Here is a 21262-nt window from a genome sequence, read left to right as displayed (position 1 = left end):
CATCGCGCTTTAGGATCAGGTCGCCTTGATGTCGACCTCCTTGGTCTCCGGCAGGAACAGGAAGCCGATCACGACGGTGATCGCCGCGAAGATGATCGGGTACCAGAGGCCGGCATAGATGTCGCCGGTCGAGGCCACGATGGCGAAGGCGGTGGCGGGCAGGAGGCCGCCGAACCAGCCGTTGCCGATGTGATAAGGCAGCGACATCGAGGTGTAGCGGATGCGGGTCGGGAACAGTTCGACCAGCATCGCCGCGATCGGGCCGTACACCATGGTGACGTAAACCACGAGGACGAACAGCAGGCCGATGATCGCCGCCACCTGCGGGCGGAAGATGTCGAACGGATGCGCCATCTTCACGATGCCGGCGTCACCCGCCTTCGGATAGCCAGCCGCCTGCACCGCGGCGAGAACCGCCGGGTTGCTGTCCTTGGCGTTCGTGTAGGACACGTCCTTGCCGTTGACCACGACCTTCACGCCTGACCCGGCGGCGCCGTAGCTCGTCGAGTACTTGACGGACGACTGCGACAGGAAGGCGCGCGCAGTATCGCAGGGCGCGCTGAAGACGCGGGTGCCGACCGGGTTGAACAGGTCGCCGCAGCCCGCGGGATCGGCCACCACCTCAACCTTGACCTGCTCGATGGCCTTTTCCAGCGCCGGGTTGGCATTGGAGGTGATCATCTTGAAGATCGGGAAGAAGGTCAGCGCCGCGATCAGGCAGCCGCCGAGGATGATCGGCTTGCGGCCGATCCTGTCGGACAGCATGCCGAACACGATGAAGAAGCCGGTGCCGAGCAGCAGCGACCAGGCGATCAGCAGGTTGGCGGTGTAGCCGTCGACCTTCAGGATCGATTGCAGGAAGAACAGCGCGTAGAACTGGCCGGTGTACCAGACCACGCCCTGGCCCATCACGCCGCCGAGCAGGGCGAGCAGCACGAGCTTGCCGTTCTGCCAGTTGCCGAAGGCCTCCGTCAGCGGCGCCTTCGAGCCTTTCCCTTCTTCCTTCATCTTCTGGAAGATCGGCGATTCATTGAGGCGAAGCCGGATCCAGACCGAGACGCCGAGCAGCAGCACCGACACCAGGAACGGAATGCGCCAGCCCCAGGCGGCGAAGTCGGCTTCGCCGGTCGCGGTGCGGGTGAACAGGATCACCAGCAGCGACAGGAACAGGCCGAGCGTCGCCGTGGTCTGGATGAAGGAGGTATAGTAGCCGCGCTTGCCGTGCGGCGCGTGCTCCGCGACATAGGTCGCCGCTCCGCCATACTCGCCGCCGAGCGCAAGGCCCTGGGCGAGTCGCAGCGCGATCAGGATGATCGGAGCTGCGATGCCGATCGTCGCCGCGCTGGGCAGCAGGCCGACGATGAAGGTCGAAAGACCCATGATCAGGATGGTGACGAGGAAGGTGTATTTGCGGCCGACGATGTCGCCGATGCGGCCGAACACGATGGCGCCGAAGGGGCGGACCAGGAAGCCGGCGGCAAAGGCAAGCAGCGCGAAGATGTCGCGGGTTGCCGGCGGATAGGCCGAGAAGAACTGCGCGCCGATGATCGAGGCCAGCGATCCGTAGAGATAGAAGTCGTACCACTCGAAGACGGTACCGAGCGACGAGGCGAGAATGACGAAGCGTTCGTCCTTCGTCATGCCGGCGCTGGCAGGTGATACCGATGATGCAGTTATTGTCGTCATTCCGATTCGCTCCCGCTTGCTTTTTTGGATTCAAAACTGATCTGCCGCCATGCAGGCGCGCAATTCGTCGAGGGGACCACTTACATGCTTGCCGCGTCCGGCCCAATAGTACTTTCGACGCGAACCGACTTCTGGATGAGACGCAAGCGGCGAGTGCGCCTAAAAAATTGTCAGGAATCGGAAATTGCGGAGCTATCCTGTCAAAAAAGCGACGGGCTGCGGGAGTGAAATACCGTCGCCGATCTGCAGGCTCAGACTAAAGTCCACATGCTGAAAAACCCAGCGCGACGGTCAGATCAGACGGTCAGATCACCTGGGCACCAGCGCAATCCGGTGCGCAAACACCAGGCAGGTCTTCTGCAGTCTCTTGCATCAGCGTCGAGATTGTCTTCTTGCACATGCGACGGGCGGCTGGAGACTAAAGTCCAATGAAGGAGAAGACCAAAGCGACCGTCCACATCGCGATGGAGATGATCGCGGTCCAGCCCGCGAACAGGAGATAGGTTTCCCGCATGACCGCAGAGATCGTTTGCTGCGCATGAGCTTGAGGCGGACGGCGCTCCTTGGGAAGATAAAGCCACATCTCCGTCCGGCGGTGATCCTTGGTCCGAGCTTCGCGCGCCTTGAAAGCGAGCACGAGCGTCATTGTCATGCTCAGGAAACCTCCCGCCTGAAACGCGGCGCGCGGGAGGAAGGACAGGCCGATCATGACGCAGAAGATGGCCAGCGAGGCGAACCCGCATGCACGCAACACAATCTCATAGGCGAGACGGCGAACCTCTTCCATGGCCACTCCGTCGATCGAGTATGATCCGCCCCATCAGATCGAGAGACCGGCCCAGCGTAGCGCCGGCGCGGCCTGTCCTCAACTCTGCATCGGCCGCTACAGTCCGACCCTGAGAAAGTTCCCGACAGCCGGGAGCGCCAGAATTGCGGTGCCTGCAAGCCATATCCAGAGTGTGACCGTGCTCGACTCCGGAGCGCCGGTGACGCGCTCATAGATGGCGGCGGGAATGCCGCCAAGAATGACGGTGGCGGTCGAAACCATCAGCGATGCGAACATCAGCGTCAGCGACAGGCTTCCGAACAGCAATGGGCCCGCGAGCATCTGGACGTACACGAGCGCGAAGATCAGGGCGAGCTGGTTGAATATGCCGTTGATCATTCCGAAAAATGCAATTCCGATGAAGTAGAAATTGCGGCTCATGATGCCGCTCCGCCCAGCCGGGGAGCGAGATTGAACAGGAGCAATGTGTAGTGAAGCGCGACGCGCAGCCAGAACAGCCAGACGAAACCGAACAGCCAAAGCACCACCGGTGGCGTTACCTTCGGCGTCACTACCGCGAAAAGCACGATGACGGGATCGGTGATCCGGCAGAAGAATCGCCAGATGTAGTTGGGCGAGTCCGCGTCGACGAACAGACCAAGCAGGACCCGGCCCAGCAATGTGTACATCAGCGCGGCCAGAACAAAGTTGGGCAGGTGGAAGTACCAGTATGCGGCAAGCGAAGTCGCCAAATCCAAGCGCGTTTCTCCTTGCAGGCAATCCGAAGAGGCAGGCGCACAACAATGGCAAGGCCGATGCGTTCCGGCAAGGCGGACATTGCGGCCGCAAACAAGGACGGGGCCGCAAAGGGCCCCGTCCTACGTCATCAGGTATTGCGAAGCCTCAGGTGGTCTTTTCTTCGAGCACCGTCCTGCCTCGCGGCTTCCGGATGTCGTCGACAAAGGCTTGCATTTCCGCCGACGGTGCCCTGCCCATGAGACTGACAATGTAGATGACGGCGAAGCCGAGCGGCGCTCCCAACAATCCGCAGGCGATGTTGGTCAGGTCGAACCAGCCGACCTTGTTGGCCAGCGGGTGCGCGAGCGTCGGGAAGCTTTCCATGGCGTTGGGCAGCGCCATCGCCTTGGCAATATCGACCAGCGGCGCTCCCGTCAGCGGGCTGGTCAGCGACGTCATGCCGAAATACTTCACGCCCGCGCCCGGGAAATACCGCGTTGTCACGAGATAGAACAGGCACAGTCCGAAGCCGGCAATGATGCCGCAGATCGCACCCGTCGCCGTCGTGCGTTTCCACCAGACACCCATCACGAGGGCCGGGAAGTTGCCCGCCATTGCAAGCGAGAACGCCCAGCCGACCATGGCCAGGATGTCTGCCGGCTTGGTAGCGGCCGTCGCAGCCGCGACCAACGCGACGCCCACCAGAAGGACGCGCGCCACGGTGAGGCGGCGAATGGTGGGCGCGTTGGGGTCGATCATCTTGTAGTAGATGTCGTGCGACAACGCGTTCGCGATGGCGAGCAGCAGCCCGTCAGCGGTGGACAAGGCTGCTGCGAGACCGCCGGCCGCCACGAGACCCGAGATCACATACGGCAGGCCCGCGATTTCCGGCGTGGAAAGCACGATCACGTCCGTGTTGATCACGAAGTCTTGCAGCCGCACGACGCCAGGATGTCCGGCGATCGCCTTGCAGGCCGCGACGACGGCATCGATGCTGGCTGCGTTCTTGCCGCAGATCTGGATCAGCCCGAGTTCACCCCAGTTGAACAGCCATGGGCGAATGGCCGCCAGGTCCCTGCCGATGATGTTGGTATAGACCTCCAGCTTTGAAAAAGCCGCATAGGCCGGCGCCGAGAAGTACAGCAGGAAGATGAACAACAGCGACCATGCCACAGACTGGCGCGCCTCACGCACCGATGGGGTGGTGAAATAGCGCATCAGGATATGCGGCAGCGAAGCCGTGCCGACCATCATGCACATGATGATCGCGAAGAAGTTGAGCGGGCTATAGTTGATGAAGGGCTGGATATGCGGCTTAAGCGCCGCGGCTGTCGCCAGACCCGACGCCAGCATCCCCTGCTCTCGCGCCGTGATGTCCGCGATCGCCTGCCCGTAAGTGAGTTGCGGGATCGGAATTCCGTAGTTCTTGGTGGATAGAATCACGATCGGGGTCAGGTAGGCGATGATCAGCACGATGTATTGCGCGATCTGCGTCCATGTCACCGCGCGCATGCCGCCGAGCATTGCGCAAAGCAAGATGCCGACAAGACCGGCGAACACCGCGAGCTCGAACTGCATGCCGAGGAATCGCGATGCGATAAGGCCGGTGCCGTAGATCTGCGCCGTCACATAGGTGAAGGAGCAGGCAACCAGCACGATCACGCCGAGGAAGCGGGCGAAATTGCCGCCGTAGCGGAACGACAGGAAGTCGGGCACCGTATAGGCACCGAACTTGCGCAGATACGGTCCGATCAGGATCGACACCAGCACAAACCCGCCGGTCCATCCGAGCACCCAGGCGAGGCCGTCGTAGCCAAGCAGGAACAGGGTGCCGGCCATGCCGACGAAGGACGCCGCCGACATCCAGTCGGCGCCGGTTGCCATACCGTTGTAGAAAGCGGGGACGCGCCGGCCGGCGACGTAATATTCCGAGACCTGCGCGGTTCGCGTCATGATGCCAATAATGGCGTAGACCGCGAGCGTAAAGAACACGAACAGGTAGCCGAGGATCTTGTTGGGAACGCCGATCTGCTCGAGAATCGCAAGAAACAAGATGAAGCCGATGAACCCACCCGTGTAGGTGCCGTACATCTTGCCCAGATTCTTGATGAAGTCCGAGGTGTTGGTCGCGGCTTGTGTGGACATGATCTCTTCCCCCTTAATCGTCCTCAGCGAAATCGAATTCGCGGTCGATCCTGTCCTGCTGTTTCGCAAATACGAACAGCATGACCACGAACACGATGAGCGATCCCTGCGCTGCCATGTAGAAGCCGAGAGGAAAACCAAGGATCGGGATGGTGATCTTGTTGAGCGGCGCCACGAACATGTGGATGATGAAGCCGAAGAAGAACCAGATGCCGAGATGCGTGAACATCAGGCGCGAGGTCTTCGCCCAGTGTGCTACTTCTCTCTCTTTCAGGTTTGTCGAGTCGGTCATGGGTTGCAATTCCTCCCTCAGAACGCCGGCCAGCAAATGCCCCGGGATCGAATGGTTGAGGGGACTGCAATCCCATCAGTGCGGCGCCCCCCGCACCGCGGCTCCGCCGGTCTTGTGCCGGTTCGAAGTGATTGAGGCTAACACCGCAAATGGTCAGGACCGAATTATACTTTTGGCGGGTGGAGTTTGTTGCGACTGCTAACAGCGCTGCTGCATTGGAAACATTGAGCTTTGCAGGCGCGTGCTGAGGAGCGAAAGTATTCCCGGTCGGTTCGGCAGGATAAGACGGCAATGAGATTATTCGAGAAATTGTTTCGCCCCCGTCCGCCGATTCGCAGCCGGGAGGCGCTTGCCGACTTCATCGATGCACAGTCGGCGTTCATCGTACAAAAGGGAATCTACGAGTACTCGCGTGCCCGCTCCGGTCATTACGCCAAGGTCCTGTTTGCCGAGGAGGGGTTTGCAGGGGCCGTCGAACATGCGCGCTGGCAGGCCTATCCGCTTGGGCTTGCGATGGTCGGCGAGATGATCGATGGGGTGTTGCGCCCCCATGCCGGCATGCAGCGCCGGGCGGTTCTCAACCAGATGATCGTCCTCGTCCTCTCCGTTTTCGACCGTTATCCAGTGCCGACGTCGATTGGCGAGGTGGCCTGGCTGGAGGCCCGGCGCGAACTGGAGCACCGGCTCGACCTTGTCGGCGGCCATGCGCCAAAACGGGTAATGGACATCCCGGAGCCGTTGGCGGAGGCCTATTTCGCGATGATGCCGATCCACGAAAAGCTGCGCGGACGGGATTACGAGACGACGCGCAACTACCTGCGTGTCAGCCTGTGCAACATCCATGACGAATTGGTCGATCGCATCGATGCGGCTGCAGTGACCCGCGCGCTGCTGACGTAGGATCGGTCGGCCCCCCAATGCCCGGTTTGCCGGCCGGCATCGCGGTCCGGCCATCGGAGGGAAGGACAATGGATACGACAAGTGGTGCCGCCCCGCTTTTGTCGCTCGATGCCGTTGACATCGATGCCGAAACGACCGGGCTCGATCCACGCAAGGCCCGGGTGGTCGAGCTTGCCGGCGTGCGTCTGTCGGCCGGCAAGCTGGTCGATCGCGCTTCGTTTGTTCAATTGCTGCGGCCGGCCGATCAACCGATCCCCACCGAGACGACGCGCATTCACGGCATCGACGATGCGACGGTCGCGGAGTCGCCGCCATTTGTGATGGGCCGGTCGACGTCGCAACGACTCGCTGGTGTGAAGGCCGTGGTTGGCCGCGGCGAGACCGATCTCGATGCGCTCGACGAGGCCCATGGCGTCTTTCTGGAGTTGATCGTGGCGCAACAGATCGCGGATGTGGCGCAGGGAACGCCGCCCTCCAATGCGGTCTTGGTCAAGCGATTGTCGGCGCCCGACCGCGAGCGATTGAGGGCAGCGCTTGAAGCGGTCACCATGATCGATGACTTGACCCGAGACCTTCTGTTCAGGGATTGAGGAGATCCGTCGGTTTTTGCGCTGCAGCATCAGCCGGTTCACGCCTGTGATTAACTGCCTTGCGACTACGGCCGGAAGGTTGCCTTGCAAGACGGGCCCAGTCAGTGAACAATTGCTAATTGCTGCTTGATCAGCAACGAGTTGATATATGTCCCGATCTCTCGTCGTGCGGAACAGATGACTGCGACAGCCAATGCAAACACCCACCTCGTCATCGCCGATGACCATCCGCTGTTCCGCGACGCGCTGCGGCAGGCGGTGGCCGGCGTTCTGACCGCAGCCAGGATCGACGAGGCGGGGTCGTTCGAGGAGCTGACCGCGCTGTTGGAGCAGGCCTCGGACGTCGACCTGATCCTGCTCGACCTCTCGATGCCCGGGATCTCCGGCTTTTCCGGCCTGATTTACCTGCGCGCGCAATACCCGGCGGTCCCGGTGGTCATCGTCTCGGCCAGCGACGATAGCGCCACGATCCGCCGCTCGCTCGATTTCGGTGCGTCCGGCTTCATCCCCAAGCGGTTCGGGGTCGAGACCTTGCGTGACGCCATCCTCAAGGTGATGGAAGGCGACGTCTGGGTTCCCGCCGACACCGACCTGTCGGCCGAGGCGGACCTCGACATGACGCGCCTGCGCGACCGCCTGGTGACGCTGACGCCGCAGCAAGTCCGGGTCCTGATGATGCTGTCGGAAGGCCTCCTCAACAAGCAGATCGCCTACGAGCTCGGCGTCTCCGAAGCCACCATCAAGGCGCATGTCTCGGCGATCCTGCAAAAGCTCGGGGTCGAGAGCCGCACCCAGGCGGTGATTGCCGCCGCCAAGATCGCCGGCGGCCAGTGGAAGCAGGGCACGACGACGGGGTAGGGGCGTTTGCTCGCTAAATCGCGGATGTCCGGTCTTGAGGGCGAAGCGGAATCATTCGGCTCGTTCAGAGCGCGCCGGTTTTGACCCAAACCGGAAGTCGCCCCTCTTGGCCTATTCAACGGCATAAGGGTTGAGCTTCGGAACGCCCTGCTTCCAGTTCACCCATTCTTCGGCGTCACGGAGGGATGACTGGAAGAGCAAGCAAGACCCTTCGTCAACATTAGACTTCATTTTCAAGAAGCCGCGAGATTAGTGCAACGCACCGCCGTGGACGATTGGGCGAAGAATGTGATTTCCGTTTCTGGCCCGAAGCTGACGCTTAGAGGTGCTCGTTTAGTGCTCTTCTGACCCACAGCCGACTTTAGCGGTCAGTCTTTCATGCCATCCACACCTGGATGATCTTTGTTAATTTCGTCGTGAAGCATGGTGTCCATCCGAGCGATGATATCGCCAACCGATCTCCTCAATTTCAGAAACTCATCTGCTGGAGAGGCTTCTTTGGCGAGCATGAGCGCTAGGGATAATTCCTCGATGGCCCGCTCTACGTGCTGTTTCAATCGTGCAGCCGATTTCGCGTCCATAGAACCATCTCGCAGGAAGGGGCCTGCCTTGCAAACGGCAGCATACCCGCTTTTAGACCAAAACGCCTTTCAAACAGCTGGAGCGCTACTCTTCCGTTAATGGCCCGTGGCTGACTTCCGCTCTCGGCCGCGCAGGGTCTGCTTCCGAGCGCTGAGCGGAAAGCCATCGTGGTCACGCCGAGGGCAGCCTTTGACCCCATCCTGACCTCGTACCGATTAATAAAATTGTCTCATTTTGCGATCTGTTCGATTGATAAAGTGAGACTATTCAATCCGAGGGCGAGGAGCGTTTGCGGACGGCGGAGGTTAGATTGGAAGATCGAGACCCGGAACGACAGAAGATTGCCGTTCCGCCTTGTCAAGACAGACCAAGTCCTCACCCAGGTGGGCGGCGACGTCGACGAGGTAAACGTCACCCTCGCTCTCTACAGCGACGAACTAGAGCCTAAGGAGGTTAGTCGCGCTCTTGGCATTGAGCCCACCCATGCCCACCGTTGTGGTGAACACCTCAAGCCAAGAAGTCCGCCAGCGCGATCGGGGGCATGGCTCCTAACGGCGCGCGGTCGCTATGTTGAGCCGGCGCAGACAATCATTGATCGGCTGCTCAAGCAGCTGCCGACAGATCCAGCGGTGTGGCGCAACCTGCGGGCGCGGCACGACATTCAGTTCCGATTCGGGCTACACATGACGGGATGGAACAAGGGTTTTTCTATCTCGGTGGAGCAGATCACGCGCATCGCCGCGCTCGGAGCGAGCATGGAATTCGATATATACGCCTATGGCGAGGGCGAATAGCGTGTTTCTCTTATCTGATGTCTCCTTGTGGCCCAACCCGGACGTCCGATGATGGTCCGATTTTGCGCCGGTGTTGGAGGATGTGCGGACATCGAGTGCGCGTTCCTTCGCAGCAACGCGACCCAGCGCCCCCAAGCTGTTGCGTTGCCCGCGGGGCAAAACAGCAACGGATGGGTCAATCCGCCTCCACAAAGATATTCCGCTTTATAGAAATTCGGATTTTTCGTATGTATCGCTCATCCTGATCCGGCGAAAAGGGGCGGTCGTACGTCGTCACGAGCCGCGGATCGGGCTGCGGTGGACGTATGGCGCCGTCGCGGACGTGAGATGCAGGGCGGGGTGATGGATTGAGCCGAGCCCCGTGAGCGTTTCGCAAGCCGCGTTGTACGAACGGCGCCGTTGCGTAACGGCAAAACCGTGTGGTCCTGGCCGTCGTTGCTACGGTCAAGTCTTGCGGAGGCGGCATGGCGCCAACCGGCGCAATGTCGGCGAATTCCGTGAGGCGAGGGAGGCCAAAAGGAAAGTTCGGCTCCCGGGAGAGCACGGCATAAGCCGTCCGACCATCGCGCAGGGAAGGCCGTGTGTTCGGCTCCACCTGTATGCTGCTGTGCGGTTCTTCCTGCGTGTGCATTTCGCGCAGCGGACCGCGGGTGCGATGTCAGCACCCGGCCTTCCCTGCGCCCTTTCTTCCAAGAGGGCGTGACGCGAAGCGCAAAACTCGGGCGAAACGCGCCGCGAGAAGGCGAGGGCGCGTCTGTTGATCGAAACGAGACCTACCAAGCCGCGGCCCGCGTCTAGCCCCGTGTCCAGTTCACTCAGCCGCCACCATCTGCTGCGTGCGCCACTGGCCCAGCAGGGCGCGGAGCGAAGCCGGCTTCACCGGCTTGTTGAGCACCGTGATCTCATCGTCCCGCGCGGCGATCTGCACGGCGGGGCTGCGATCGGCGGTGATCAGGATCGCAGGGATGGCATCGCCGAAGCGGCGGCGGATCTCGCGGATGGCGGCGATGCCGTTGCCGCGATCGAGGTGATAGTCGACCAAGAGGCCGGTGACGCGCCGTCCGGCTGTTTCGATTGCGGCGATCGCCCCCTCGGGGTCGGCGACCGCGATCACCTCGGCATCCCAGGCCTTCAAAAGCGTGCGCATGCCGTCGAGGATCGCCGCATCGTTCTCGATACAGACGATCAGCGCACCCGAGATCGGCGTGCGCGCCAGCGGCGTTGCGCTGGTCACGGCCGCGGTGTGGGTGATCGCCTTCGCCGTCGGCACCATCACGGAGAATACCGAGCCGCCGCCGGCATTGGCCTCGATGGCGATGCCGTGGTTGAGCACGCGCGCCAGTCGCTCGACGATGGACAATCCCAGCCCCAGACCGCGCGCGATCCGCGCACCCTGCTCCAGGCGATGGAATTCCTTGAAGATCTCGCCGCGCTTGACCGCGGGGATGCCGACCCCGGTGTCATAGACGCAGATCTTGAGCGAGGCGCCGCGGCGGCGACAGCCGACCAGCACGCGGCCGCGCGGAGTGTACTTGATCGCGTTCGAGATCAGGTTCTGGAGCAGCCGGCGCAGCAGCAGGCGGTCCGACTTGACCGGGAGCGAGCAGGGCACGAAGGCGAGCTCCAGGCCCTTGGCGCGCGCGATTGGCGCGAACTCGATCTCCAGCGAACGCATCAGATCGGCCATCTTGAAGCTCGAGATGGAGGTCGTCATCGCGCCGGCGTCGAGCCTGGAGATGTCGAGCAGCGCGCCGAGGATTTCCTCGATCGCCTGCAGCGATTCGTCGATGTTCTCGACCAGCCGCGTCTCTTCGCCATTGTGCTGGCGCTCGACGAGGCTGGTGACATAGAGTCGCGCCGCGTTCAGCGGCTGGAGGATGTCGTGGCTGGCAGCGGCGAGGAAACGCGTCTTGGAGATGCTGGCATCTTCCGCCGCGCTCTTGGCCAGAGCCAGTTCGGAGTTCAGCCGCGTCAGTTCCTCGGTGCGGTCGCGCACGCGCTTTTCCAGCGTCGCATTGGCGCGCTCCAGCGCTTCCGCGGCTTCGAAGGTGGGCGTGACATCGGTGAAGGTGATGACGAAGCCGCCGCCGGGCATGCGGTTGGTGAGCACCTCGATCACCATGTGGCGTTCCGGCAGGCGTTCGAGATAGGGCTCGCTGTCGGTGGTGTAGGCGGCAAGGCGCAGCTCCAGCAGAGCCTCGCGCTCGAGCGGATCGTTCGGATCGCCCAGGCCGATGAATTCCAGGATTTCGCGCAATGGCGTGCCGAACTGGATGAGATGCAGTGGCACATTGAGGAGGTCACCGAACTGCCGGTTGGAGCAGATCAGTTGCAGATCGGCATCGAACACGGCGATGCCCTGGCGTACATGGTTGAGCGCAGTCTGGAGGATCTCGCGGTTGAAATGCAGCGCTGCGTGCGAGTCGTCGAGCAGCTTCAGTGCGGCTTTGGCGGAGACCGTCCGCTTGCGCAGCAGCAGCGACATCACGAGGCGAGACGAGGCCGCGCCGATCGAGGAGGCAATCAGGTGCTCGGCGTGTTGCAACAGCTCGAAATCGGCAGGTGCTCCGGGCTCCAGCCGCACGTTTCGCCGCGCCGCGAAGGCCTCGAAGGAATGCCGCGCGCGGTCGGGTCCGAGATATTGCGCCACCGTGGTCTGGATGTCCTGCACGGTGACGGTGGTGCGCCAGCGGCGGAAGCTCGGGGAGATCGGGGCGAGCGTATTGGGCACGAACAGATCGGCCTGCAACAGCTCGATGGAAGACGGCCGGCGCGCCAGCGACAGCAGCACATAGGTCAGGATGTTGAGCGACAGCGACCAGATGACGCCGTGCATCAGGGGCGGCAGGTCGGCGCCGAACAGCGCCTGCGGCCGCAGCGCCTCGATGCCGAACGGGCCGTGCTGGAGCAGCAGGATGCCCGACGTCGAGGAATCCATGAAGCTCGGGATGAACAGCGTGTAGAGCCACACCGCAAAGCCCACCAGCATGCCGCCGATGGCGCCGCGTGCGGTCGCACGCCGCCAGAGCAGCCCGCCGAAGAAGCTCGGGGCAAGCTGGGCGATGGCCGCAAAGGAGAGCAGGCCGATGGCCGCGAGCTGGGTACTGCCGAGCGCGCGATAGTAGAAATAGGCCATCACCATGATGGCGAAGATCGCGAGCCGCCGCGAGCGCAGCAGGAAGTTGCTGAAATCGGCACCGCCGGCGCGCCCCTCCGGCCGACGTTGCAGCACCAGGGGCACCACGAGGTCGTTCGAGACCATGATGGAGAGCGCGACGCATTCGACGATCACCATCGCAGTCGCCGCCGACAGTCCGCCGACGAAGATGGCGACGCTGAGCAGGTCGGCGTCGCCCTCCATCGGCAGGGACAGCACGTACATGTCGGGATCGGCGGCGCCGAATGGGAAGGTCACGAGGCCGGCGAGCGCGATCGGGATCACGAAAAGATTGATGGCGACGAGGTAGAGCGGGAACAGCCAGCGCGCGCGGCCGACCTCGGCATCGCTGGAATTCTCCACCACGCTGACGTGAAACTGGCGCGGTAGCAGCATGATCGCGCACAACGACAGCAGCGTCATGGTCAGGAAGTTGCCGATCGACGGGGAATAGTTGATGGCGCGCACCGCCTCCGGCGTCCTCATCGCGCGCTCGATCAGTTCATGCGGCGAGAACATCCAGAAGGTGACGAAGATGCCGGCGGCGAGAAAGGCGACCAGCTTGACGATGGATTCGGTCGCGACCGCCAGCATCAGGCCGTGCTGGTGCTCGGTGGCGTCGGTCTGCCGCGTGCCGAACAGCACCGCGAAGGCCGCCATCGCCAGCGTCACCATCAGCGCCATGTCGCCGAGGATTGGGATGTGGGAAAAGGCCTGACCTTCGCTCAGGATCGTTCCGAGCGAGGAGGCCACCGCCTTGAGCTGGAGCGCGATGTAGGGCACCGAGCCGATGATCGCGATCAGAGCGACGGTCGCCGCCACCGCCTGGCTCTTGCCGTAGCGCGCGCCGATGAAATCGGCGATCGAGGTGATGTTGTGGGCCTTGGCGAGCTGGATCACGCGCCGGAGCACGCCGGCGCCGAGCCCGATCATCAGGATCGGCCCGACATAGATCGCGAGGAAGTCGGTCGAGGTGCGGGTGGCGAAGCCGACCGAGCCGAAGAAGGTCCATGAGGTGCAGTAGATCGCCAGCGACAGCGGGTAGATCAGCCCGGAGGCGCGGCCGCGCCCGGCCGGCGAGCGGCGGTCGCCATGGCTCGCCACCAGGAACAGGAAGCCGATATAACCGAAAGCGGCGGCGATCACGCCCCAGTCGTGCAGCATGGTGAGCGCACTTCTCCCTGGGCGCTGCCAGCGCCCGATCTCATTTTCGCTGTAAACCTAGCGCGTTGAGCGGGCGCAAGCGACAGCGAAATGCCCGGCGGGGGGCGGGAACCGGGGGCGTCGTTAAGGTGCGAGCGAACGCTTACCCTCCCCTTGCGGGGCCCCTGGAGGGGGAGGGTGGAAGAACAACCTACTCCGCCGCCAGCGACTTCTGCTTGAGCGGCAGGCCGAGGCGGTCCCACACTTGCAGCAGCGCCTCGGCGAGCTGATCGATCAGGCCGTCGTCGTGATAGGGCGAGGGCGTGATGCGCAGGCGCTCGGAGCCCTTGGCGACGGTCGGATAGTTGATCGGCTGGATGTAGATCCCGTGCTCTTCGAGCAGGAGATCGGAGGCCTGCTTGCACTTCTCGGGATCGCCGACGAACAGCGGCACGATATGGGTGTCGCTCGACATCACCGGCAGGCCGGCGGCATTGAGGATCGCCTTGACGCGGGCGGCGCGGTCCTGGTGGCGCTCGCGCTCCCAGCTCGACGTCTTCAGGTGCCTGATCGCGGCGGTCGCGGCCGAGCAGACCGCCGGCGGCAGCGCGGTGGTGAAGATGAAGCCCGGCGCATAGGAGCGCACGGCGTCGATGATCTGGCCGTTGGCAGCGATGTAGCCGCCGAGACAGCCGAACGCCTTTGCCAGCGTGCCCTCGAGAATGTCGATGCGATGCATGACGCCGTCACGCTCGGCGATGCCGCCGCCGCGCGGGCCGTACATGCCGACGGCGTGGACTTCGTCGACATAGGTCATCGCGCCGTACTTCTCGGCGAGATCGCAGATCTTGGCGAGCGGCGCGACATCGCCATCCATGGAATAGAGGCTCTCGCAGACGATCAGCTTCGGCCGGTTCGGGCCGGCCGCTTTCAACAGCTCTTCGAGGTGCGCAAGATCGTTGTGGCGGAACACGACCCGTTCGCAGCCGGACTGGCGGATGCCCTCGATCATCGAATTGTGGTTGAGCTCGTCCGACAGGATCAGGCAGTTCGGAATGAGCTTTGCGATGGTCGGGATGCCGGTCTGGTTCGAGACATAGCCCGAGGTGAACAGCAGCGCGGCTTCCTTGCCATGGAGATCGGCGAGCTCAGCTTCGAGCTGGACCAGCGGATGGTGCGTGCCGGCGATGTTGCGGGTGCCGCCGGCGCCGGTGCCGACGCGGGTGGCGGTCTCGACCATGGCGCCGACCACCTTCGGGTGCTGGCCCATGCCGAGATAATCGTTCGAGCACCAGATCACGACGTCGCGCTTGCCCTTGGGCGAGTGCCAGACCGCGTGCGGGAACCGGCCGGCCGTGCGTTCGAGGTCGGCGAACACGCGATAGCGCCGCTCAGTGTGGAGACGATCGAGCGCGGAATCGAAGAACTGACTATAATCCATCGGCAAACCTGCAACGGAGCCCGGCCATGACGGCCGCTCATTTTTAGAGCTTTTCCAGCTCCAATGTCTATGCGCCAGCACACATTAGAGGCAAGGCGAGCGTGCCAATTGATAACCGCCGGTCCGGCGGCGATTGTTGATTTGGATCAAGCGCCTAACACGGACCTGCCGGTCGGGACCGGGGGTGCCGGGACGGCGGGGGCAGCCGTGGACATTTTGTCCATGGCGCGCCTCCATCCATGATGGCGGAACTGGTCGCGCCGACGCCATAGCCTTGCCCGGCTGGGCAGCGTTCGGTCGGACAGCCCATGCGAAAGGAAGCCCTGATGAAGCGCGTGATGATCCTCAACGGTCCCAATCTCAACATGCTCGGCATCCGAGAGCCGCACATCTACGGCACCACGACGCTCGCAGAGGTCAACGCGAGCTGCGAGGACGCCGCCGCCAAGCTCGGCCTCAAACTCGCCTTCCACCAGTCCAACCATGAGGGCGTGCTCGTCGATCTGATCCAGTCGGCGCGGCAGGACGCCGATGCCATCGTCATCAACCCGGCCGGTCTCTCCTTCACCTCGGTCTCGATCATGGACGCGATCAAGACATTCGAGGGTCCTGTGCTGGAGGTGCACATCTCCAACATCCACGCCCGCGACGAATATCATCGCCACTCGAAGATCTCGTTCGTGGCGACCGGCGTGATCTGCGGGCTGGGACCGTTCGGCTACGTCGCGGCACTGCACGCGATCGCGAATATGAAGTGAGGTGTTGGAGTCGGCGGTGGTCTGCTCCCTCGCCCCGCAAGCGGGGAGAGGCGAAAAAATCACGTCGTCCGAAACTGCAGCACGCCGTCTTGCATCTCGGCCGTCAGCCGGCCCTCGACGATCATGTAGTTGACGTGGGCGACCAGCTCGCCGGCGGCAAAGCCCATCTGGTGCTCGTCCAGCACGTGCTTGTTGAACACGACGGGCACCAAGGCGCGCGAGGTTTGCGGCATCTCGCGGCAGGCTTCCGCAATCAGGCGGCAGCGCTCTTCGTGGTGGTCGGCGAGCTGCTTGATGCGGGTCTTCAATCCGTAGAACGGCACGCCGTGGCCGGGCAGCACCAGCACGTCATAGGGAAGCGTCGTGGTGAGGCTGGCGAGCGAGGCCAGGTATTCGCCGAGCGAGTTCTGGTCGGGCTCGACTGCCCAGACGCTGACATTCGGCGAGATCTTGCTCAGCACCTGGTCGGCGGAGAGGAACAGCTTGTCGTCGGCGCAATACAGCATCACCTGATCGAGCGCGTGGCCGCCGCCGGTGATCACCTTGAAGCGGCGCGTGCCGATCACGACGTCGTCGCCATGCGAGATGCGGCGGTACGACGGCGGCAGCACCGAGACGCGCTTGAGATAGTCCTGGCCGCGGCCGAGCAGCTTTTCAGTGAGCGACTCGTCCATGCCATGGCGGCGGAAGAACAGACGCTGCGCCTCGCGCCGCTCCTCGGTGCCGCGGTTCTGGTGATAGACCGATTGCAGATATTCGACCTGCGACATCACCAGCGGGCAGTTGAAACGCTCGACGATCCACCCGGCGAGACCGACATGGTCGGGGTGGGAGTGGGTGACGATCAGGCGCGTGATGTTGACGCCCTGCAGCGGTCCATCGAACAACTTCGTCCAGGCCTCGATCGTCTCTTCGTTGCCGAATCCGGCATCGATCATCGCATAGCCGTCGCCGTCGGCGAGCAGGTAGATGTTCACGTGGTTGAGGCGGAACGGCAGCTTCAACCGCGCCCACAACACGCCGGGCCGCACCTCCACGACCTGTTCGGGGCCGGGGTGCTGTTCCCAGGGGTAGCGCAGGGCCTCGGCCGAGGACTGTGCGGTGTCGGTTTTTGAGCTCATGCTACCCGCTTAAACCCAGCGCGCGCGGGGCGCCAGCCGAAAAAGGATGCTAGGCGGCAACCGCATGGCGGTCATACCGGCGCGTTTTTCCGTAGCCCGGATGGAGCGCAGCACAATCCGGGGCCTCCGTGCTTCTGGCACGATCCCCGGATTACGCTTTCGCTCCATCCGGGCTACGGGACGGCGATTTACGCCGCCCGCATGTCGTTGAGGAACGCGTCGATCTCCCCGCGCAGCATATCGGCCTCGCGCCGCAGCGCGTCCGAGGCGCTCAGCACTTCGGTGGCCGCAGCGCCGGCTTCGGCGGACGCGGTGGAGACGCCGACGATGTTGCTGGAGACTTCGCTGGTGCCGCCGGCCGCATGCTGGATGTTGCGGGCGATTTCGCGCGTGGCGGCGCCCTGCTCCTCGACCGCGGCTGCGATCGTCGTGGTGACGTCGTCGATCTCGCCGATGATCCGGCCGATGCCCTGGATGGCTCCGACCGCGGAGGTCGTGATCTCCTGCATGCCGGCAATCTGGGTGCGGATCTCTTCCGTCGCCTTGGCGGTCTGGCTTGCCAGGCTCTTCACCTCGGAGGCGACCACCGCGAAGCCGCGGCCGGCCTCGCCTGCGCGCGCCGCCTCGATGGTGGCGTTGAGCGCGAGCAGATTGGTCTGCGAGGCGATGGTCTGGATCAGGTCGACGACGACGCTGATGCGGCTCGCGCTGTCGGCGAGGCTCTGCACGGTGGCGTCGGTCGATCCCGCTTCGTCGACGGCCTTCTTGGCGATCTCGGCGGAGGTCACGACCTGGCGGCTGATCTCCTGGATCGAGGAGGACAGCTGCTCGGTGCCGGCCGACACGGTCTGTACGTTGACCGACGTTTCCTCCGCGGCGGAGGCGACCGCGTTCACCAGTGCGTTGGACTGGTCGGCAGTGTTCGACATGCTCTGCGCGGTCGATTGCATCGAATTGGCCGACTGCGCCAGATTGTCGAGCGCGGAGCGCACCGTGCTCTCGAATTCGGCGATCTTCGCTTCCATGCGCGCGGCACGCTCGGCCTTGGCGATACGGTCCTTGTCCTGCTCGTTCGTCAGCGCGCGGGTCTCGATCATGCTTTCCCGGAACACTTGCAGCGTGTTCGCCATCACCGAGATTTCGTCGTTGTGGGTCTTCGAGCGGTAGATCTCGGTTTCGAGGTCGCCGTTCGCCAGCAGCTGCATCGACTGATGCAAGGCGCCGATCCGGCGCAGGATGTTGCGGCCGACATAGAGCCAGACGAACAGCGCCGAGCCGACCAGCATCAATGCGCCCAGCGCCAGCATGACTGACGTCGCGAGCGAAATCTCCTGCCGTGCCTGGAAGGTCGAGGCGTTGGTCTCCTTCTGCACGCCGTCGACGAGCTGCTGCACGCTGATGCCGAGGCCGACATTGAGCTTGCGGGTCTCGTCCAGGATGGTCTGGCCATAGTCGATGGAGTCGAGCTCCTTCTCGCGCAGATTGAACACGCCGGTCTTGCCGGTGCCGAGCGCGAGCAGCTTTTCCGCCGTCTGGCGCAGCATCTTGTTGCCCTCGTTGTCCGGCAGCAGATCGAGGTTCGAGCGCAGGCGCCCCTGTGCGGTCTTGAACTCCTTCTGGATGTCGTCGAGCTTGTCGCTGGTGCTCGCCGAAAGCGCCGCGCTCATGTTGGCGGCGGCGAGATTGCCGCTGGCGACGACGTTGCCGAGCTGACCGACGGTCTGCGCGGCGTCGGTCGCATCCGTGGCGGACAGGTCGGCTGAGCCGAGAATGGCGTTGACCCGGGTCTGCGCGTCCAGCATCGCCGGGCTCGCTGCACCGACGAACGCGCCCTGCGCGTTGCGAAGCGCATCATATTGCTTCTCATGGAGGGCGGCGATGTCGAGCCGTTCGCGGGCGGCCTTCGCCAGGCTCTGAGCCGCCTCGTTGATGCTCTTCATCGTGTCGCTGAGCCCGGAGACGACGCTCTTGTCGCCGCCCAGCTCGATGATCTCGTTGAGCTTCTGCTGCGTCTGCTCCTGCAATTCCCTGAGCTTCTTGGTGCGTTCATTGAGGGCGTCCTCGCTTTGCGCCGCAAGCAGGGCCGGTCCCTGCGCCGCAAGGCTCGCGCTCAGTGCCGACAATTGCAGGCTGGCGGAGAGGCGCGGAATGTCCCGTCCGCTGAGTTCGGTCATGCGTCCGCCGAGATTCTGCAGCGCCAGGCCGGCGCCGGCTGCGATCACGAGACCCATGCCCGCGATCACCGCGAAGGCCGCGAACAGGCTGCCGCGCACGCCCCATTTCGGCATTTTGAAACGAGGACGGAAACGGCCAAGGAAGCGGCCAAGAAAGCTGCGAAGGCCCAGACGGATCGCCATCGAAATTCCCCCAATGTTCTTCTGTTTGTGGCGGCAGTATCGGCAGCACCGGTTAAAAAGATCGCAATTTGCGCATTTGGTTGCGCATGTTCCGCAGGGCGAAAAAAGAAGGGCCGGCAACGAGGCCGGCCCTTGTGCGTGATAAGGTTTTGATAACCGATCAGTAGCTCGCCACAGCCGGGCTTGCCCAGTTGAAGCGGTAGTTGACGCCCGCCTTGAAGGTATGGTCGTCCGTGGTGAAGTTGCCGGTGCCGGCCAGCGGGCCTGCGGTGAAGTGCGCGTCGCCGAAATTGTAATACTGATACTCGGCCTTGGCCGACCAGTTCGGGGCGAACATGTATTCCAGGCCGGCGCCGACGGTGTAGCCGTTGCGGTGATCGCCATCGATGATGAAGCCGGTCGGCACGCCGCCGACAGTCACCTTCTCGTTGTTGTCCGAATAGGCGTAGCCGCCCTTCACATAAAGCAGGCCGGGACCCCAGGTATAGCCGACGCGGCCGGTGATCGAGCCGAGGCCGCGCTGGTCGTTGGTATAGGCGACGCCGCCCGGGAACACCGCGCCGACGCTGCCGGAGAGCCAGGAATACTGGCCCTCGACGCCGACCACGAAGTTCGGGTTGAGCTGCCAGTCCGCGCCGACCTGCACGCCGCCGAGGAAGCGGCCGTTGCCGTTGTTGCCGGTGGAGAGGCCGTTGAAATTGTTGTCGCTGGAGAATGCGCCGCCGAGATGGGCACCGATGTAGAAGCCGGTCCAGTTGTAGATCGGCGCGGCGTAAGCCGGCGCGGGCGCCTTGTAATAGTTGCGGTTACCGAGATCGGCACCGACGGCCGGTGCAGCAGCGCCCACTACGAGCAGCGCAACGGTCGCAAACAGAATCTTCTTCATCGTCTTGAACTCCAACACGTAAGGTCCCCGGCAGGCGCGCTTTGCGCGCCGTCGTTGGTTTTGCAGATAGCTCGCTTTTGACGAAAATGCTGTCACATGCGTGGCACAGCGACGGCCAACCTAACTTGTTGGGGGGTAAATGATTTTCGTGCTTAATGGCGGCTTAAGAAGTGGTGAAGGAAGGCTTAACTTCGCGCATCGCAGGTAACTTGCGCGCGCTTCTTGTTAACCAAGACGTCGCAGCACCTCGTCGCGCATCTGCGCGCGAAAGGCCGCGCGCTTCGCGGGCCGGTCTTCCTCGCGCACGTCATGACGATCGAAGATGTCGAACTTCTCCAGGATGGGATAGCGCTCGCTCGCCATCGCGAGCACGCGCAGTATCTTGGTCGCCTCCGGCGTCGGGCCGCTGACCTCCCAGCGCCGGATGGTGTCGGCGCCGCCTCTCTCCGGCAATCGGCAAAGCTTGGCCATGTCGGCCGCGCTGAGCTTGCGCTCGAGGGTATCGGAGAGGTCGTTGCGAAGCTGCTTCAGTTCGGCGCCGGTCATGCTGCTTGCGTCCAGGGAAGTCACTGAACGCAATGCACTAGCGCTGATTCGGGTCCATCCGAAGGCGGGGCGCGCCGCGCTCCGGCACTTTCGTCCGCGCACGGAGTTATGAACGGAGACCCCATGGAAATTTTCCGATGAATGAACAGTTGGCATATCGGGGCGCGCACCGGGCGAAAGGATCAGCCATGAAAACCATCAGACTCGCCATTGCCGCGCTCGTCGCCACCGGACTTCTCGCCACGCCTTTCGCGGCTGAAGCGAAAAAGGTCCGGTCGAGCCGGCATTACAGCACCGGTGTGGCGGCGCCGACCTATAGCGGTGTCGGCGTGTCGGCCGTGCAGCCAAGGGGGCCCTACGGGTCATCCGGACAGACGGTCGGCACCGTCACCGCGCCGTCGATCGGCTCGTACAATTGGCCCTCGGTCGGCGTGACCAACGCGGTCCCCACCTGGAGCAACACCACGAGATAGAGAGCGCTTCGGCGAGGTGGACGCCGCTG

The 21262-nt window shown here is 63.3% G+C and carries 19 protein-coding genes; 6 read left to right on the top strand and 13 right to left on the bottom strand.

The genetic code is table 11. The features are described 5' to 3' along the window. Positions 1 to 15 precede the first annotated feature (15 nt). The 6 genes from JQ566_RS07295 to JQ566_RS07270 all read right to left on the bottom strand — a co-directional run bounded on the left by JQ566_RS07295 (position 16) and on the right by JQ566_RS07270 (position 5627). A complete protein-coding gene (locus JQ566_RS07295) occupies positions 16 to 1641 on the bottom strand; it encodes an MFS transporter (RefSeq protein WP_212371532.1) in 1626 nt (541 codons plus the stop codon). A gap of 463 nt (positions 1642 to 2104) precedes the next feature. Further along, positions 2105 to 2473: a hypothetical protein gene (locus JQ566_RS07290; RefSeq protein WP_212371353.1), complete on the bottom strand. Its 369-nt coding sequence runs from the start codon at positions 2471 to 2473 to the stop codon at positions 2105 to 2107. A gap of 96 nt (positions 2474 to 2569) precedes the next feature. Beyond that, a complete protein-coding gene (locus JQ566_RS07285; RefSeq protein WP_212371351.1) occupies positions 2570 to 2893 on the bottom strand; it encodes a hypothetical protein in 324 nt (107 codons plus the stop codon). After that, a complete protein-coding gene (locus JQ566_RS07280; protein WP_212371349.1) occupies positions 2890 to 3210 on the bottom strand; it encodes a hypothetical protein in 321 nt (106 codons plus the stop codon). The genes JQ566_RS07285 and JQ566_RS07280 overlap by 4 nt, the downstream gene beginning before the upstream one ends. Positions 3211 to 3355: 145 nt before the next feature. Beyond that, positions 3356 to 5335 (bottom strand): sodium:solute symporter family protein, encoded by a 1980-nt coding sequence (locus JQ566_RS07275; RefSeq protein WP_212371347.1) that lies wholly within the window; start codon positions 5333 to 5335, stop codon positions 3356 to 3358. 13 nt (positions 5336 to 5348) lie between these two features. Continuing rightward, positions 5349 to 5627 (bottom strand): DUF4212 domain-containing protein, encoded by a 279-nt coding sequence (locus JQ566_RS07270; RefSeq protein ID WP_212371345.1) that lies wholly within the window; start codon positions 5625 to 5627, stop codon positions 5349 to 5351. A gap of 291 nt (positions 5628 to 5918) precedes the next feature. On the opposite strand from JQ566_RS07270, the gene JQ566_RS07265 reads away from it, so the two are divergent. From JQ566_RS07265 to JQ566_RS07255, 3 genes are all read left to right on the top strand, one after another. Beyond that, positions 5919 to 6527, top strand: coding sequence for a hypothetical protein (locus JQ566_RS07265; RefSeq protein ID WP_212371343.1), 609 nt, complete (start codon positions 5919 to 5921; stop codon positions 6525 to 6527). 17 nt (positions 6528 to 6544) lie between these two features. Next, on the top strand, positions 6545 to 7117 hold the full coding sequence (locus JQ566_RS07260; protein ID WP_212371341.1) for an exonuclease domain-containing protein: 573 nt from the start codon (positions 6545 to 6547) through the stop codon (positions 7115 to 7117). Between the two features lie 177 nt (positions 7118 to 7294). Beyond that, a complete protein-coding gene (locus tag JQ566_RS07255; protein WP_212371339.1) occupies positions 7295 to 7975 on the top strand; it encodes a response regulator transcription factor in 681 nt (226 codons plus the stop codon). 368 nt (positions 7976 to 8343) lie between these two features. Here the strand turns inward: JQ566_RS07255 and JQ566_RS07250 are convergent, their stop codons facing one another. Then, a complete protein-coding gene (locus tag JQ566_RS07250) occupies positions 8344 to 8556 on the bottom strand; it encodes a hypothetical protein (RefSeq protein ID WP_036013403.1) in 213 nt (70 codons plus the stop codon). A 342-nt stretch (positions 8557 to 8898) separates the two neighbouring features. Here JQ566_RS07250 and JQ566_RS07245 point away from each other — a divergent pair, with 342 nt between their 5' ends. Then, the gene (locus JQ566_RS07245; protein ID WP_212371336.1) at positions 8899 to 9351 is read left to right on the top strand and encodes a DUF4279 domain-containing protein; all 453 of its coding nucleotides are present in this window, start codon (positions 8899 to 8901) and stop codon (positions 9349 to 9351) included. A gap of 811 nt (positions 9352 to 10162) precedes the next feature. On the opposite strand, the gene JQ566_RS07240 is transcribed toward JQ566_RS07245, so the two are convergent. Both JQ566_RS07240 and hemA read right to left on the bottom strand, forming a co-directional pair. Then, positions 10163 to 13672 carry a hybrid sensor histidine kinase/response regulator gene (locus JQ566_RS07240; RefSeq protein ID WP_212371334.1) on the bottom strand — a complete coding sequence of 1170 codons (3510 nt, stop codon included), beginning with the start codon at positions 13670 to 13672 and terminating at the stop codon, positions 10163 to 10165. A 190-nt stretch (positions 13673 to 13862) separates the two neighbouring features. Further along, the gene (gene hemA, locus JQ566_RS07235; protein ID WP_212371331.1) at positions 13863 to 15092 is read right to left on the bottom strand and encodes a 5-aminolevulinate synthase; all 1230 of its coding nucleotides are present in this window, start codon (positions 15090 to 15092) and stop codon (positions 13863 to 13865) included. Positions 15093 to 15418: 326 nt separating this feature from the next. Between hemA and aroQ the strand changes: the two genes are divergently transcribed. Then, positions 15419 to 15850: a type II 3-dehydroquinate dehydratase gene (gene aroQ / locus JQ566_RS07230; protein ID WP_028178139.1), complete on the top strand. Its 432-nt coding sequence runs from the start codon at positions 15419 to 15421 to the stop codon at positions 15848 to 15850. A 59-nt stretch (positions 15851 to 15909) separates the two neighbouring features. Here the strand turns inward: aroQ and JQ566_RS07225 are convergent, their stop codons facing one another. From JQ566_RS07225 to JQ566_RS07210, 4 genes are all read right to left on the bottom strand, one after another. Beyond that, positions 15910 to 16971, bottom strand: coding sequence for an MBL fold metallo-hydrolase (locus JQ566_RS07225; RefSeq protein ID WP_212371328.1), 1062 nt, complete (start codon positions 16969 to 16971; stop codon positions 15910 to 15912). Between the two features lie 188 nt (positions 16972 to 17159). Beyond that, entirely contained in the window at positions 17160 to 19328 is a 2169-nt protein-coding gene (locus JQ566_RS07220) for a methyl-accepting chemotaxis protein (protein WP_212371326.1), read from the bottom strand. A gap of 160 nt (positions 19329 to 19488) precedes the next feature. Continuing rightward, positions 19489 to 20214, bottom strand: coding sequence for an outer membrane protein (locus JQ566_RS07215; RefSeq protein ID WP_212371325.1), 726 nt, complete (start codon positions 20212 to 20214; stop codon positions 19489 to 19491). Between the two features lie 225 nt (positions 20215 to 20439). Beyond that, a complete protein-coding gene (locus JQ566_RS07210; protein ID WP_212371323.1) occupies positions 20440 to 20760 on the bottom strand; it encodes a hypothetical protein in 321 nt (106 codons plus the stop codon). A gap of 188 nt (positions 20761 to 20948) precedes the next feature. On the opposite strand from JQ566_RS07210, the gene JQ566_RS07205 reads away from it, so the two are divergent. Then, positions 20949 to 21233, top strand: coding sequence for a hypothetical protein (locus tag JQ566_RS07205; protein WP_212371322.1), 285 nt, complete (start codon positions 20949 to 20951; stop codon positions 21231 to 21233). The last annotated feature ends 29 nt before the right edge of the window (positions 21234 to 21262 follow it).

The organism is Bradyrhizobium sp. SZCCT0231, assembly GCF_018130245.1.
Taxonomy (GTDB): Bacteria; Pseudomonadota; Alphaproteobacteria; order Rhizobiales; family Xanthobacteraceae; genus Bradyrhizobium; species Bradyrhizobium japonicum_F.
The sequence above is the reverse complement of the archived record's forward strand: the minus strand, read 5'-3'. Positions and strand labels throughout refer to the sequence as shown.

Bases quoted from the DNA above. Each gene is read 5' to 3' on its own strand.
- JQ566_RS07295 (WP_212371532.1), bottom strand. From the start codon at position 1,641: ATGACGAAGGACGAACGCTTCGTCATTCTCGCCTCGTCGCTCGGTACC.
- JQ566_RS07290 (WP_212371353.1), bottom strand. From the start codon at position 2,473: ATGGAAGAGGTTCGCCGTCTCGCCTATGAGATTGTGTTGCGTGCATGC.
- JQ566_RS07285 (WP_212371351.1), bottom strand. From the start codon at position 2,893: ATGAGCCGCAATTTCTACTTCATCGGAATTGCATTTTTCGGAATGATC.
- JQ566_RS07275 (WP_212371347.1), bottom strand. From the start codon at position 5,335: ATGTCCACACAAGCCGCGACCAACACCTCGGACTTCATCAAGAATCTG.
- JQ566_RS07270 (WP_212371345.1), bottom strand. From the start codon at position 5,627: ATGACCGACTCGACAAACCTGAAAGAGAGAGAAGTAGCACACTGGGCG.
- JQ566_RS07265 (WP_212371343.1), top strand. From the start codon at position 5,919: ATGAGATTATTCGAGAAATTGTTTCGCCCCCGTCCGCCGATTCGCAGC.
- JQ566_RS07260 (WP_212371341.1), top strand. From the start codon at position 6,545: ATGCCCGGTTTGCCGGCCGGCATCGCGGTCCGGCCATCGGAGGGAAGG.
- JQ566_RS07255 (WP_212371339.1), top strand. From the start codon at position 7,295: ATGACTGCGACAGCCAATGCAAACACCCACCTCGTCATCGCCGATGAC.
- JQ566_RS07250 (WP_036013403.1), bottom strand. From the start codon at position 8,556: ATGGACGCGAAATCGGCTGCACGATTGAAACAGCACGTAGAGCGGGCC.
- JQ566_RS07240 (WP_212371334.1), bottom strand. From the start codon at position 13,672: ATGCTGCACGACTGGGGCGTGATCGCCGCCGCTTTCGGTTATATCGGC.
- hemA (WP_212371331.1), bottom strand. From the start codon at position 15,092: ATGGATTATAGTCAGTTCTTCGATTCCGCGCTCGATCGTCTCCACACT.
- aroQ (WP_028178139.1), top strand. From the start codon at position 15,419: ATGAAGCGCGTGATGATCCTCAACGGTCCCAATCTCAACATGCTCGGC.
- JQ566_RS07225 (WP_212371328.1), bottom strand. From the start codon at position 16,971: ATGAGCTCAAAAACCGACACCGCACAGTCCTCGGCCGAGGCCCTGCGC.
- JQ566_RS07220 (WP_212371326.1), bottom strand. From the start codon at position 19,328: ATGGCGATCCGTCTGGGCCTTCGCAGCTTTCTTGGCCGCTTCCTTGGC.
- JQ566_RS07215 (WP_212371325.1), bottom strand. From the start codon at position 20,214: ATGAAGAAGATTCTGTTTGCGACCGTTGCGCTGCTCGTAGTGGGCGCT.
- JQ566_RS07210 (WP_212371323.1), bottom strand. From the start codon at position 20,760: ATGACCGGCGCCGAACTGAAGCAGCTTCGCAACGACCTCTCCGATACC.
- JQ566_RS07205 (WP_212371322.1), top strand. From the start codon at position 20,949: ATGAAAACCATCAGACTCGCCATTGCCGCGCTCGTCGCCACCGGACTT.